This is a genomic window from Pseudomonas sp. GW821-FHT01D09 (assembly GCF_059422465.1).
This window is the reverse complement of record NZ_JBWKWY010000011.1, coordinates 125,153-138,879: the sequence shown is the minus strand read 5'-3', so window position 1 is coordinate 138,879 and position 13,727 is coordinate 125,153. Positions and strand designations below refer to the sequence as shown.

General features: G+C 60.1%; 11 protein-coding genes. 9 read left to right on the top strand and 2 right to left on the bottom strand.

Annotated elements, in window-relative coordinates; genetic code table 11:
- Positions 1-290 precede the first annotated feature (290 nt).
- The 5 genes from flgB to AC07W7_RS13195 all read left to right on the top strand — a co-directional run bounded on the left by flgB (position 291) and on the right by AC07W7_RS13195 (position 4,505).
- Positions 291-698 (top strand): flagellar basal body rod protein FlgB, encoded by a 408-nt coding sequence (gene flgB, locus AC07W7_RS13215; protein WP_076962871.1) that lies wholly within the window; start codon positions 291-293, stop codon positions 696-698.
- Between the two features lie 3 nt (positions 699-701).
- Entirely contained in the window at positions 702-1,145 is a 444-nt protein-coding gene (gene flgC, locus AC07W7_RS13210; protein ID WP_495039461.1) for a flagellar basal body rod protein FlgC, read from the top strand.
- Between the two features lie 16 nt (positions 1,146-1,161).
- Complete coding sequence (flgD, locus tag AC07W7_RS13205; RefSeq protein WP_076962869.1) at positions 1,162-1,893, top strand: flagellar hook assembly protein FlgD; 732 nt, start codon at positions 1,162-1,164, stop codon at positions 1,891-1,893.
- A 31-nt stretch (positions 1,894-1,924) separates the two neighbouring features.
- Positions 1,925-3,226, top strand: coding sequence for a flagellar hook protein FlgE (gene flgE / locus AC07W7_RS13200; RefSeq protein ID WP_076962868.1), 1,302 nt, complete (start codon positions 1,925-1,927; stop codon positions 3,224-3,226).
- A 169-nt stretch (positions 3,227-3,395) separates the two neighbouring features.
- A complete protein-coding gene (locus AC07W7_RS13195; RefSeq protein WP_495039460.1) occupies positions 3,396-4,505 on the top strand; it encodes a hypothetical protein in 1,110 nt (369 codons plus the stop codon).
- A gap of 156 nt (positions 4,506-4,661) precedes the next feature.
- On the opposite strand, the gene AC07W7_RS13190 is transcribed toward AC07W7_RS13195, so the two are convergent.
- Entirely contained in the window at positions 4,662-7,553 is a 2,892-nt protein-coding gene (locus AC07W7_RS13190) for a ribonucleoside-diphosphate reductase subunit alpha (protein WP_076964184.1), read from the bottom strand.
- Between the two features lie 848 nt (positions 7,554-8,401).
- Between AC07W7_RS13190 and AC07W7_RS13185 the strand changes: the two genes are divergently transcribed.
- Positions 8,402-9,127: a response regulator gene (locus tag AC07W7_RS13185; RefSeq protein ID WP_099168458.1), complete on the top strand. Its 726-nt coding sequence runs from the start codon at positions 8,402-8,404 to the stop codon at positions 9,125-9,127.
- A complete protein-coding gene (locus AC07W7_RS13180) occupies positions 9,124-10,734 on the top strand; it encodes an ATP-binding protein (protein WP_076964182.1) in 1,611 nt (536 codons plus the stop codon). Before AC07W7_RS13185 ends, AC07W7_RS13180 begins: the two co-directional genes overlap by 4 nt.
- A gap of 86 nt (positions 10,735-10,820) precedes the next feature.
- Here AC07W7_RS13180 and AC07W7_RS13175 read toward each other — a convergent pair whose 3' ends face one another.
- The gene (locus AC07W7_RS13175; RefSeq protein WP_495039459.1) at positions 10,821-11,537 is read right to left on the bottom strand and encodes a 4'-phosphopantetheinyl transferase family protein; all 717 of its coding nucleotides are present in this window, start codon (positions 11,535-11,537) and stop codon (positions 10,821-10,823) included.
- Positions 11,538-11,685: 148 nt separating this feature from the next.
- Here AC07W7_RS13175 and AC07W7_RS13170 point away from each other — a divergent pair, with 148 nt between their 5' ends.
- Together AC07W7_RS13170 and AC07W7_RS13165 are read left to right on the top strand one after the other, a co-directional pair.
- Positions 11,686-12,363: a response regulator transcription factor gene (locus AC07W7_RS13170; protein ID WP_076964180.1), complete on the top strand. Its 678-nt coding sequence runs from the start codon at positions 11,686-11,688 to the stop codon at positions 12,361-12,363.
- Positions 12,360-13,706 (top strand): ATP-binding protein, encoded by a 1,347-nt coding sequence (locus tag AC07W7_RS13165; RefSeq protein ID WP_169866843.1) that lies wholly within the window; start codon positions 12,360-12,362, stop codon positions 13,704-13,706. The genes AC07W7_RS13170 and AC07W7_RS13165 overlap by 4 nt, the downstream gene beginning before the upstream one ends.
- Positions 13,707-13,727: the final 21 nt, after the last annotated feature.

The window sequence follows — 13,727 nt, the reverse complement described above, 5'->3', positions numbered from 1 at the left end:
CGCCGCATCGCAGCGATGCGGCGACCCGACAAGCCAGCTCCCACACTTATTTTTGCCGACCCCGCTCTCAGCGCCCGCCGCAGTTCCCACTTTTTTGTGCCAAACCTTCTATAGCGGCAACTGCCCATTGCCGCTTTCCTGACGCTTCGCGGTAAAGCGTTGCCGCTTTTGCGCCATTGCCACCGGCAATATCTCCCTAACCCCTTGATTTATTGGGCCTGAAAAACCTGGCATGGCGCTTGCTATAACCCTGTTACAGAACAGCAGGTCAGCCCCTAAAGGTTTCCGCCATGAGCATCAGCTTCGATAAAGCGCTCGGTATCCACGAACAGGCCCTGGGCTTTCGCGCCCAGCGTGCCGAAGTCCTGGCTAACAACATCGCCAACGCCGACACCCCGAACTACAAGGCTCGGGACCTGGATTTTGCCGCCGTGCTCGCCGCACAGAGTGACAAGACCCAGAACGGCTCCTTCGCCTTGAACATGACCAATAACCGTCATATCGAAGCGCAGGGACTGGGCAGTGGCGATGAGTCGCTGATGTATCGCACGCCGATGCAGCCGTCGATCGACCAGAACACCGTCGACGCGCAGCTGGAGCAATCGAACTACGCCGAGAACTCGGTGAACTTCCAGGCCAGCTTCACCCTGCTCAACAGCAAATTCAAAGGGCTGATGGCAGCCCTGCGCGGAGAGTAAGCCATGTCTCTATCCAGTGTTTTCAATATTGCCGGTAGTGGCATGAGCGCCCAGACCACGCGTCTGAACACGGTCGCCAGTAACATCGCCAACGCCGAGACCGTGTCGTCGAGCATCGACCAGACCTACCGTGCGCGGCACCCGGTATTTGCCACCATGTTCCAGGGGGCCCAGGGCAGTGGCGGCGATTCGTTGTTCCAGGACCAGGATGTTGCCGGCCAGGGCGTCCAGGTGCTGGGGGTGGTCGAAGACCAGAGCAACCTCGAAGCGCGCTACGAACCCAACCATCCTGCCGCGAACGAAAAAGGGTACGTGTACTACCCCAACGTCAACGTGGTCGAGGAAATGGCTGACATGATTTCTGCCAGCCGCTCGTTCCAGACCAACGCGGAAATGATGAACACCGCCAAAGCCATGATGCAGAAGGTCCTGACCCTCGGTCAGTGATAAGGGGCGCTAAAGCATGTCCGTCACTAACGATGTGTCGAGTCAGTCGACAATCCAGAGTCTGTTCGACTCCAAGGTCAAGGATGCCAAGTCCACTCAGGGCAACCTGGCCGATACCGCCAAGGCCGCCTCGGGCAACCAGTCCCTGGGCAAGGATGCGTTCCTGCAATTGCTGGTTACCCAGCTGAAGAACCAGAACCCGCTGTCGCCCCAGGACAACGGCGCGTTCGTCGCGCAACTGGCGCAGTTCAGCAGCCTGGAAGGCATCAACACCCTGAACGACTCGGTGAACACCATCACCGGCAACTACAAGTCGTCGCAGGCGCTACAAGCCTCGTCGCTGGTGGGGCGTTCGGTGATTATTGAAACCAACAAGGCCATGGTCGATACGAGCAAGAGCTTTACCGGCTCGGTCGCCGTGGGGTCGTCGGTGGGTAACGTCACCGTCAAGGTCACCGACAAGGACGGCAAGCTGGTCAAGACCATCGAGCTGGGCGCCCAAAGCGCCGGCAAGGCGGACTTTATCTGGGACGGCAAGAACGAAGCGGGCGAGCCACTGGATTCTGGCTCTTACACCTTCGCGGCCAGCACCAAGAATGACGCCGGTGAGTCAGTGGCGTTGAAAACCTCGCTGCCCGCCACGGTCACCAGCGTGACCCTGAGCCAGACCGGCGGCGAAATGCTGCTCAATCTTTCTGGCGGCATGGGCAGCATCAAGCTGTCGCAAATTCAGACTATCGGTACATAGAGCCGGCTAAATACGGCAAGAGGAGAGAAACATGTCTTTTAATATCGGCCTTAGCGGCCTCTATGCGGCCAACAAACAACTGGACGTGACCGGCAACAACATCGCCAACGTCGCGACCACCGGCTTCAAGTCGTCCCGTGCCGAGTTCGCCGACATCTACGCGGCGTCGCGCCTGGGCACTGGCAACAAGACTATTGGTACAGGTGTGAACCTGGCCGCAGTCTCCCAGCAGTTTACCCAGGGTGAAGTCACCAGCAGCGGCGGTTTGCTGGATATGGCGATCCAGGGTGGTGGCTTCTTCGTGCAAAAAGGCAGCGACGGCTCGTTGGAATACACCCGTAGCGGCTCGTTCAAGCCGGACAAGGATGGCTACATTACCAACAACACCGGCACCTCGCGCCTGCAGGGCTATGCCGCCGATGAAGACGGCAAGATCAGCAAGAGCGGCCTGACCGACCTGCGTATCAACCTGTCCAACCTGCCGCCCAAGGCGTCGACCAAGGTTGATTCAAGCAGCAACCTGAACTCTTCCAAGTTGCCGATCGACCAGGTGACCAAGCCATTCAACCCGGGCGATACATCGACGTTTACCGAGCAATATGGCACCACCTTGTATGACACCCAGGGCAATGCCCACGAGATGGTGCAGTACATGGTGAAAACCGACTCCAATACCTGGAAGTCCTACACCCTGGTCGATGGGCACAACCCGGATGGCAGCTCGATCACGGCCTCGCCACCTGTTGCCTCGACCGTGACGTTTGATACCGCCGGCGCGCTGCAAGGGATCATCACTCCGCCGAGCAACGTGTCCAATACCACCCTGACCATCGACTGGAAACCGGGCGTCATGGAAAACGGCGTGTGGAACCCTGACAACGGCGCCGCCGGGGGCAAGATTGCGATCAACATGGGCAATATCACCCAGTACAACTCGGCCAGCTACCGTAACCCACCGATCACCGATGGCTACGCTACTGGCGAAATCACCGGGCTGAAAATCGACGGCAGTGGTGTACTGTTTGCTACCTTCAGCAACCAGCAAAGCAAGGCCATCGGCCAGGTTTCCCTGGCCAGCTTCAACAATGAGCAAGGCCTGCAGCCTGCCGGTGGCACCGCCTGGAAAGAAACCTTTGCTTCGGGCCAACCGGGCTATGACGCACCCGAGTCCGGTACCTTGGGTTCGCTGGTGGCCAACTCCCTGGAGAACTCCAACGTCAACCTGACCAATGAGCTGGTGGACCTGATCAAGGCCCAGAGCAACTACCAGGCGAACGCCAAGACCATCTCCACCCAGAGCACCATCATGCAGACCATCATTCAGATGACGTGATGCTGTTGGTCTGATCCCCAGGCGACAGAAAACCCCTCGGTCGAGGGGTTTTTTTTCGCCTTTTTTCGCGCTATCTGCCTGTTCATGCAATCACACATTTCTATTGGAACTGCCGACAACCTTCTTCTCACTCATTGAAACCAACAGGTTTTGATAAAAGGGGAAGGCCATGTGGGGTGTGTCGATATCGGGCCAAAAAAATCCTGTGTATTTCGAAAGTAGCAGGGGCATACCGCGTACTGAAGAAGCCCAAGACAACACGGCTACTGTTTTAAAGCTACTCAAGGAGCTGGAAGATGCTCAGAAAACTTCCAAGAACCAGACCGCCCAAGAGTTGCGTAACAGGCTTAATGATTTGCGCGAGAGATTGGGTGATGACAAGTTCAAGGAGATTATCGAGCAGCTAAAGAAAGATGCTCCTATCAGTTGGCTTGAGTTTTTGAAGAGGCTTTTTCCAGAACTGTTTGCAGATGACGTATCTACTGATGCTGGATCGCAGATAGGTAGCAGGGATGGAGGTGGTGTAGGAAACAGTGGTGGCGGCGGCGGCGGTGTAGGTGGCAGCGGTCGCTATGTGGGCGGGGGGCTAGGGGGCGGCATTGACGCCGGCGGGGGGTTGGGGCTCGGAGAGCGAGTCGGTAACTTGCCGGTTACGGAGGGAACCAATCAAACCAATTTCGAGCCAGGTAGCTACAAACCCGGTGAAATGCCGAAAGACCTCTTTTCTGGCGCCTATCAGGGGCAAACAGGCAATTGTGGTGCTATCTCAGCATGTAAGGCCATGATTGCGCAGTTCGGGCCAGCTGGTGTGTTTAAAGATATCCAGCGGGATTCGGCGGGCAATTATGATGTGACTCTTAAAGACGGTACTCATGTTCCGGTAACGCAGGCACAGTACCGTGAGTCAGCAGCAGGGGCTCAGCTAAAAGGGCAGGATCCGAAACTGCTCGGATTTATGAATCTGATGTTGGCCGTGAACAATGTTCAGGCAATGAATCAGCGTAACGATGGGATTTCGGGGAGGAGTTTTGGCGAAGCTATTAACAGCGTCAATGATGGGGAGTGGGCAATAGAGACTTATAGGCGGATGGGCTATGGAAATCTTATGGAGAGGGTCAGTCCTTCGGAATTGCTCAGGGGCAGAGTCGGCAGCCTGGACAACAATATACATTCGGTCGCTGTATTTAATGGTAGTGAGGATCGATGGGGTACGAAATACAGCAACGTGCGCACTGATCCCAATTTGATTGCCTGGGGCTTCAAGCGGGAATATGCGTAAGTTAAAAAAGAGAGTTGGGTCGCTAAGTGTTCTGGAGGCTTGTACCCACCTGCTTAATCAAGCAAGAACAAGGAAAAAAAACCTCCCGTGAACCCCGTTGGAATTCAGGGTGTGCGGGAGGCTGGCTGTTTCAATTAAGCCTGGGTGGGCCTCAGCTTATTGGCAAGCCTCACAATCCGGCTCGTCAATCGCACAGGCCTTTGGCACTGGCGCCGGGCCGGCAGGCGCTGCAAGCACCGAATCATCACCGTGGTTGCCGCTGGATACAGCGTTCAGCTTGCCGGTGTTGATGGTCGACTTCTCGGTGCTGGTCGCGGCCAGGGCACGGAGGTAGTAGGTGGTTTTCAGGCCACGGTACCACGCCATGCGGTAGGTCACGTCCAGCTTCTTGCCCGATGCGCCGGCGATGTACAGGTTCAGGGACTGGGCCTGGTCGATCCACTTCTGGCGACGGCTGGCGGCGTCAACGATCCACTTGGTGTCCACTTCAAACGCGGTCGCGTAGAGCTCTTTGAGTTCTTGCGGGATGCGCTCGATCTGCTGTACCGAACCGTCGTAGTACTTCAGGTCGTTGATCATTACCGAGTCCCACAGGCCGCGGGCTTTCAGGTCGCGGACCAGGTACGGGTTGATCACGGTGAATTCGCCCGACAGGTTCGATTTCACATACAGGTTCTGGTAGGTCGGTTCGATCGACTGCGACACGCCGGTGATGTTGGCGATGGTGGCGGTCGGTGCGATGGCCATGATGTTGGAGTTACGAATGCCTTTTTGCACACGGGCACGGACCGGCGCCCAGTCCAGGGATTCGTTGAGGTCAACGTCGATGTACTTCTGGCCACGCTGCTCGATCAGGATCTGTTGCGAGTCCAGCGGCAGGATGCCCTTGGACCACAGCGAACCCTGGAACGTCTCGTAGGCGCCGCGTTCGTCGGCCAGGTCGCAGGAAGCCTGGATCGCGTAGTAGCTGACCGCTTCCATGGACTTGTCGGCGAACTCGACCGCAGCGTCCGAACCGTAGGGAATGTGCTGCAGGTACAAGGCATCCTGGAAGCCCATGATCCCCAGGCCCACCGGACGGTGCTTGAAGTTGGAGTTCTGCGCCTGTGGCACCGAGTAGTAGTTGATGTCGATCACGTTATCGAGCATGCGTACGGCGGTGTTGACGGTGCGCTGCAGCTTGGCGGTGTCCAGCTTGCCGCCCACGATGTGGTTCGGCAGGTTGATCGAGCCCAGGTTGCAAACGGCGATCTCGTCCTTGTTGGTGTTCAAGGTGATCTCGGTGCACAGGTTCGAGCTGTGGACCACGCCCACGTGCTGCTGCGGGCTGCGCAGGTTGCACGGGTCCTTGAAGGTCAGCCATGGGTGGCCGGTTTCAAACAGCATCGACAGCATCTTGCGCCACAGGTCTTTGGCCTGGATGGTCTTGAACAGCTTGATTTTGCCTGGGTACTGGGACAGGGCTTCGTAGTACTCGTAGCGCTCTTCAAAGGCCTTGCCGGTCAGGTCGTGCAGGTCTGGCACTTCGGAGGGCGAGAACAGGGTCCACGGGCCGTCATCGAAGACGCGCTTCATGAACAGGTCTGGGATCCAGTTGGCGGTGTTCATGTCGTGGGTACGACGACGATCATCACCGGTGTTCTTGCGCAGCTCGATGAACTCTTCAATGTCCATGTGCCAGGTTTCCAGGTACGCACACACAGCGCCTTTGCGCTTGCCGCCCTGGTTCACTGCTACGGCGGTGTCGTTCACGACCTTGAGGAACGGCACGACGCCCTGGGACTTGCCGTTGGTGCCCTTGATGTACGAACCCAGTGCACGCACCGGGGTCCAGTCGTTGCCCAGGCCGCCGGCGAATTTGGACAGCATGGCGTTGTCGTGGATCGCGTGGTAGATACCCGACAGGTCATCCGGCACGGTGGTCAGGTAGCAGCTCGACAGCTGTGGACGCAGGGTGCCGGCGTTGAACAGGGTCGGGGTCGACGACATGTAGTCGAAGGACGACAACAGGTTGTAGAACTCGATCGCACGGTCTTCCTTGTGCTTCTCTTCGATCGCCAGGCCCATGGCCACGCGCATGAAGAACACCTGTGGCAGCTCGAAGCGGATCCCGTCCTTGTGGATGAAGTAACGGTCATACAGGGTTTGCAGGCCCAGGTAGGTGAACTGCTGGTCACGCTCGTGGTTGATCGCCTTGCCGAGTTTTTCCAGGTCGAAGGTGGCCAGGATCGGGTTCAGCAATTCAAATTCGATACCCTTGGCGATGTAGGCAGGCAGGGCCTTGGCGTACAGGTCGGCCATTTCGTGGTGGGTAGCGCTCTGGGCGACGTTCAGGAAGCCCAGGCCTTCGGCACGCAGGGTGTCCATCAACAGGCGGGCGGTGACGAACGAGTAGTTCGGCTCACGCTCGACCAGGGTACGGGCGGTCATCACCAGGGCGGTGTTGACGTCGGTCAGGGCCACGCCGTCGTACAGGTTCTTCAGGGTTTCACGCTGGATCAGGTCGCCATCGACTTCTTCCAGGCCTTCGCAGGCTTCGGTGATGATGGTGTTCAGGCGGCCCAGGTCCAGCGGCGCGAACGAACCATCAGCCAGGGTGATGCGGATCGACGGGTGGGCTTTCACGGCTTCGGCGGACGGCGCGTGTACAGCACGTTCCTTGGCGCGCGAGTCACGGTAGATCACGTAGTCGCGGGCCACTTTCTGCTCGCCGGCACGCATCAGGGCCAGTTCGACCTGGTCCTGGATTTCTTCGATGTGGATGGTGCCGCCCGAAGGCATGCGACGCTTGAAGGTCGCGGTGACTTGTTCGGTCAGGCGGGCAACGGTGTCGTGGATACGCGACGAAGCGGCAGCGGTGCCGCCTTCAACTGCAAGAAACGCTTTGGTGATGGCGACGGTGATTTTGTCATCGGTGTAAGGAACGACAGTGCCGTTACGCTTGATCACGCGCAATTGGCCGGGCGCGGTGGCGGACAGATCCATATTTGAATCAGCAGCCTGCGGCACGGAGCCTTGCGGGTTCTCGCGAGTTGTGTCGGTTTGCATGGGGGGTTGTCTCCACATTCTATATTTATTTGGGCACCATCACGGTGCCCACCGTTCCGTCCTGAAGCACTTACAACAGGCCTGGGCCTGGCATAACAACCTCGGGACAGGAGGAAGGGAGCTGTTCGCGCCGCTTCCATGCCGAAGTCTTCGGCGCCGAGCCTCACGCTCTTTGCCGTAATCCTGCTGGGTGTCGCTTGTATTGCAACACCCGTACCGCTTTCTCCCATTCGGGCTTGAAAACAGCAGCCATCCGCGTGCGCGGTTTGGGCTTTCAAAAAAGGTTTAAGTTCCACCAAACAGGAGCAAGAAAGCACTTGAGTTTCTTGTCTGATTTGTGTTTGGTCTTTTCGCTTCAAACCCTACATGTAGGGTTTTTTCGGCGACGGGCTACAAGATAATGCGTTTTGGGGGGCTTAGCAACGCATGGCCTGTGGATAACGCTGTGGGTAAAATGTGTATGAAAGGTGGAACCGCCGTGTAGGCCGCAGTACTGCTGCATCGCACCGTTTGTCACCGAATATTCCAAGCTGAAAACACCCGGCTGGATTTTTGCGGGCGCGAACCCTATCACAAAAAAACGCGATCACCGAATGCATTTCCTGGCTTGTGTTTGAGGGCTGGGCCATGGCTACAATCGGCCTTTTATTCCTACACGGTTATGCCCTTTGTGCATGACAAATTGGGTACGGCTGGCAAGGATCAAAATGTGGGAGCGGGCTTGCCCGCGATAGCAGTGTGTCAGGCAACATATCTACTACTGATCCACCGTTATCGCGGGCAAGCCCGCTCCCACATTTGGACCTGCGCAGTCCGGACAAATCCCTTATAAAAAACGAGGACCACCCGTGGAGCAAGAAGCCTGGCAGGTATTGATTGTCGAGGACGACCAGCGTCTGGCTGAGTTGACCCGTGACTACCTGGAAAGCAACGGCCTGCGGGTCTCCATCGAAGGCGACGGCGCCTTGGCGGTGGCGCGGATCATTGCCGAGCAGCCGGACCTGGTGATCCTCGACCTGATGTTGCCCGGTGAAGACGGCCTGAGCATCTGCCGCAAGGTGCGCGAGCGCTACGACGGGGCGATCCTGATGCTCACCGCGCGCACCGACGACATGGACCAGGTCCTGGGCCTGGACATGGGCGCCGATGACTATGTGTGCAAACCGGTGCGCCCGCGCCTGTTGCTGGCACGGATCCAGGCCTTGTTGCGGCGCAGCGAAAGTACCGAGCCCGTGGCCCCGGAAAAACAGCGGCGCCTGCAATTCGGCCCGCTGGTGGTGGACAACGCCTTGCGCGAAGCCTGGCTGCACGGCGGTGGCATCGAGCTGACCAGCGCCGAATTCGACCTGTTATGGCTGTTGGTGGCCAATGCCGGGCGCATCCTGTCCCGGGAAGAGATCTTCACCGCCCTGCGCGGCATCGGCTATGACGGCCAGGACCGTTCCATTGATGTGCGTATCTCGCGGATCCGCCCGAAAATTGGCGACGATCCCATCCATCCGCGCCTGATCAAGACCATTCGCAGCAAAGGCTACCTGTTCGTCCCCGAAGCCTGCGCCGATAGGCTGTCATGAACTCGATCTTCCTGCGCATCTATGGCGGCATGTGCGCGGCGCTGATCCTGGTGGCCCTGCTGGGCGTCCTGGCCCTGCACCTGCTCAATGAAGTGCGCAGCGGCCAGTATCGCGAGCGCCTGGCCCACGGCACGTTTGCCCTGATGGGCGACAACCTGCAACCGATGAGCAGCATCGAGCGCCAACGCGCCCTGGCGGTGTGGGAGCGTTTGCTGGGGATTCCCTTGCAACTGCAGGCGGTGGCGGATGCCCGCCTGGACCTGAGCCAACGCAACCGCCTGCAGCGCGGCCAGGTCCTGGTGGAGCAGACCGGGCCCCATGCGGCCCGGGTATTGCGCCTGGTCAGTGAAAAAGAGCAACTGCTGCTCAGCGGCGAAGTGCAGCAGATCAGCGAGCAACTGGCCCGGGCCACCATTTATTTGCTGGCCGACGAACTGGTGCGGTTTCCGGTGGCCGAGCAGCCGCAACGGCTGGCCGACCTGAAAGAGGCCAAGGGTTTCGGCTTTGAAATGCACCTGCTGAAACTGGACGCCGCCGATATGGACGAAGACCAGCGGCGTCGCGTGGCCGAAGGCGATACGGTGATGGCCCTGGGCAAGGGCGGCGACTCGATCCGCGTGTTTGCCGGTATGGTCGGCACGCCATGGGTCCTGGAAATCGGCCCGCTGTACCAGATGAACCCTTACCCGGCGCAATGGCTGGTGCTGATTGCCCTGATCGGCCTGACCCTGATCGGCCTGATCGTGTATTTACTGGTGCGCCAACTGGAGCGCCGCCTGCGCGGGTTGGAAGCGGCCGCCACGCGCATCGCCAAAGGTAACCTGGAAGCCCGGGTGCCGGCGCGCGGGGCCGACTCGGTAGGGCGCCTGGCGGCGGCCTTCAATGGCATGGCCGAGCACTTGCAGCGCTTGTTGGCGATCCAGCGCGAACTGGTGCGCGCGGTGTCCCATGAATTGCGCACGCCGGTGGCGCGCCTGCGGTTTGGCCTGGAGATGATCGGCGACGCCGCCACGCCCGAAGCCCGGCGTAAATACATGGAAGGCATGGACAGCGATATCCAGGACCTCGACGGCCTGGTGGATGAGATGCTCACCTATGCGCGCCTGGAGCAGGGCTCGCCGGCCCTGAGTTTCCAGCGGGTCGACCTGAGTGCCTTGCTCGACCAGGTGATTGGCGAGTTGGCGCCCTTGCGGCCGGGGATCAAGGTGGCGCGGGGCGTGTGCCTGTCATCGGCGCACCTGGACGCGGCCTGGGTCGATGCCGAACCACGCTACCTGCACCGTGCCCTGCAAAACCTGGTGAGCAATGCCATGCGCCATGCCCAGTCGCGGGTGCTGATCAGCTACCAGGTGGGCCAGGTGCGTTGCCGTATCGACGTCGAAGACGATGGCCCGGGCGTGCCGGAAAGTGCCTGGGAGCGCATCTTCACCCCCTTCCTGCGCCTGGATGACAGCCGCACCCGCGCCTCGGGCGGGCATGGCCTGGGTTTGTCGATTGTGCGGCGGATTATCTACTGGCATGGCGGGCGGGCGTTGATCAGCAAGAGCAACAACCTGGGCGGCGCTTGCTTCAGCCTGAGTTGGCCGCGGGACCAGGACAAGACTTGAGACCGACATCGCAGGCAAGCCAGCACACATTTTGATGTGTGAACACCGTCAAATGTGGGAGCTGGCTTGCCTGCGATAGCTATCTATCAGGCGCCGACAGCTACCAGGCTCAACAACTGCCCTTCATGCACCACAAACTGCCCCTCCAGCTCCTTGCCATAACACCACTCACTGGACAAATCCGTCAGCAATCGCAAGCGCAAAAATCCTGAATCGGACCACTCCACCACTTCTGCATGCTCAAAATAGAAGCGCTTGTGCACAATCGGATAGAGCGCCTTGAACAGGCTTTCCTTGGCCGAAAACGTCAGGGTCACTAGCTGCGCAATCTGCTCCCTTGGCCCTGTGGCCATGCGTTGCAGCTCATCCGGGGTAAGGATTTCCCCCGCCAGGCGCTCGGCCCGTTCAAGGGGCAGCAGGTTCTCCAGGTCCATGCCCAGCCCGCGCCATTGCGCCTTATGCCCGACGATGGCCGCTGCATGCCCGGTGCTGTGGGTGATCGAGCCGCTGATGTGGCCGGGCCACACCGGGGCACGGTCCTCGCCAATGGCCGGGATGCAGTCCAGGCCTTCGAGCCGTTGCAAGGCGGCGCGGGCGCACAGGCGGCCGGCGAGGAACTCGGCCTGGCGCTTGGCCACTGACCGTTGGATGCTGGCCGGCGGCGGCACGGCGCAGCGCTGAAAATCGCTGGCCTCAAGCAATGTGGGCTCGAAGCGGGTGCTCAGCAACACCGTGCCGGGCAGGGCGGTGGGTAGCGGCCAATGGTCATCAAGTGGGGTGCAGCAGGCGGGTATCGGGTTCATGCCGGCTATTCTGCATGGGGCGGGGCCTGCCTGGGTAGCCCGTCGGTTCAGACTGTGTTCAGTTCAACCGCCGTAAACTGCGCAAGCATACCGTCAGGGCCGCTATGATGGTTCCCTGCGGGACAGTGGATTGGCCTTGGAGAGCGTTATGAAATTGCTGGTTGTCGAAGATGAGGCGTTGTTGCGCCATCACCTGTTGACCCGTCTTGGTGACAGCGGTCACGTGGTCGAAGCCGTGGCCAATGCCGAAGAGGCGCTGTACCAGACCGGGCAATTCAATCATGACCTGGCGATTATCGACCTGGGCCTGCCGGGGATGGGCGGCCTGGACCTGATCCGCCAACTGCGGACCCAGGCCAAGACCTTCCCGATCCTGATCCTCACCGCGCGCGGCAACTGGCAGGACAAGGTCGAAGGCCTGGCCGCCGGGGCCGACGACTATGTGGTCAAGCCCTTCCAGTTTGAAGAACTGGAGGCGCGGATGAACGCCCTGTTGCGCCGCTCCAGCGGTTTTACCCAGTCGACCATCGTCGCCGGCCCATTGCTGCTGGACCTCAACCGCAAACAGGCGTCCCTCGACGAACAGCCCCTGGCGCTGACGGCCTATGAGTACCGGATCCTCGAATACCTGATGCGTCATCACCAACAAGTGGTGGCCAAGGATCGGTTGATGGAACAACTCTATCCCGATGACGACGAGCGCGACCCGAACGTGATCGAAGTACTGGTCGGCCGCCTGCGTCGCAAGCTCGAAGGCCCGGCTGGGTTCAAGCCCATCGACACCGTGCGCGGCCTGGGCTACCTGTTTAACGAGCGCTGCCGTTGATCCGTTCGCTTCGTCTGCGCCTGATGCTGGCGGCCACCACCCTGGCCGTGTTGTTCATGCTGGCGCTGTTGCCGGCCATGCAGGGCGCGTTCAGCCTGGCGTTGCAGGATGCCATCGAGCAGCGCCTGGCGTCCGATGTGACCACGCTGATCTCTGCCGCGCGGGTCGATAACAACCGCTTGTTGATGCCGGCGCAGTTGCCCGACGAGCGTTTCAACCTGACCGACAGCCGCCTGCTGGGCTATATCTATGACCGTGAAGGCCATCTGGTCTGGCGTTCGCGGGCGACTCGGGAAGAAAACATCAATTACCGGCCGCGCTACGACGGGCGCGGCAACGAGTTTGCGAAGATTCGCGAGGCCAACGGCCAGGAATTTTTCGTGTATGACGTCGAGGTCAAGCTGCTGGGGGGCAAGAGCGCGGCGTTCAGCATCGTCGCCCTGCAACCGGTGCGCGAATACCAGGTGACCCTGGAAGGCCTGCGGGAAAACCTCTACCTGGGCTTTGGCGCCGCCTTGCTGGTGTTGTTGAGCCTGTTGTGGATCGGCCTGACCTGGGGCTTGCAGGCCTTGCGCCGGCTGAGCCAGGAGCTGGATGAAATCGAAGGCGGCACCCGTGAAAGCCTCAGTGAGCAACACCCACGGGAGTTGCTGCGCCTGACCGGTTCCCTCAACCGCCTGCTGCACAGCGAGCGCGAGCAGCGCACCCGTTACCGCGATTCCCTGGACGACCTGGCCCACAGCCTGAAAACCCCCCTGGCAGTGTTGCAGGGCGTGAGTGAAGACATGGCCCAGCGCCCCCGGGACCTTGGGCAGGCGCGGGTCCTGCAGTCGCAGATCGAGCGCATGAGCCAGCAGATCAGCTACCAGTTGCAGCGCGCCAGCCTGCGTAAAAGTGGCCTGGTGCGTCACCAGGTGCGCCTGCGCCCGGTGCTGCAAAGCCTGTGCGACACCCTGGACAAGGTCTACCGCGACAAGCGTGTGCGCGTATCTTTTGCGCTGCCGGAGCAATGCGACGTGCCCATCGAACAGGGCGCGTTGCTGGAGTTGCTTGGCAACCTGCTGGAAAACGCCTACCGCCTGTGCCTGGGCGAAGTGCGCGTGACCCTGGAGGAAGGGGCCGATGGGGTGCGCCTGTGCATCGAAGACGATGGCCCCGGCGTGCCCCCCGACCAGCGCGCGCGGATCCTGCAGCGCGGCGAGCGCTTGGACCGCCAGCATCCGGGGCAGGGGATTGGGCTGGCGGTGGTCAAGGACATTATTGAAAGCTATGGCGCGCGGTTGACCCTGGGGGATTCACCTTTAGGGGGGGCGGCGTTCAGGATTCATTTTCCGGCCGTGTGATCCTTGTTGGATTTGCCGGCC

Excerpts from the sequence above, each read along its gene's own strand:
- flgB (WP_076962871.1), top strand. The coding sequence starts at position 291 with ATGAGCATCAGCTTCGATAAAGCGCTCGGTATCCACGAACAGGCCCTG.
- AC07W7_RS13195 (WP_495039460.1), top strand. The coding sequence starts at position 3,396 with ATGTGGGGTGTGTCGATATCGGGCCAAAAAAATCCTGTGTATTTCGAA.
- AC07W7_RS13170 (WP_076964180.1), top strand. The coding sequence starts at position 11,686 with ATGAAATTGCTGGTTGTCGAAGATGAGGCGTTGTTGCGCCATCACCTG.
- AC07W7_RS13190 (WP_076964184.1), bottom strand. The coding sequence starts at position 7,553 with ATGCAAACCGACACAACTCGCGAGAACCCGCAAGGCTCCGTGCCGCAG.
- flgC (WP_495039461.1), top strand. The coding sequence starts at position 702 with ATGTCTCTATCCAGTGTTTTCAATATTGCCGGTAGTGGCATGAGCGCC.
- AC07W7_RS13180 (WP_076964182.1), top strand. The coding sequence starts at position 9,124 with ATGAACTCGATCTTCCTGCGCATCTATGGCGGCATGTGCGCGGCGCTG.
- AC07W7_RS13175 (WP_495039459.1), bottom strand. The coding sequence starts at position 11,537 with ATGAACCCGATACCCGCCTGCTGCACCCCACTTGATGACCATTGGCCG.
- flgE (WP_076962868.1), top strand. The coding sequence starts at position 1,925 with ATGTCTTTTAATATCGGCCTTAGCGGCCTCTATGCGGCCAACAAACAA.
- flgD (WP_076962869.1), top strand. The coding sequence starts at position 1,162 with ATGTCCGTCACTAACGATGTGTCGAGTCAGTCGACAATCCAGAGTCTG.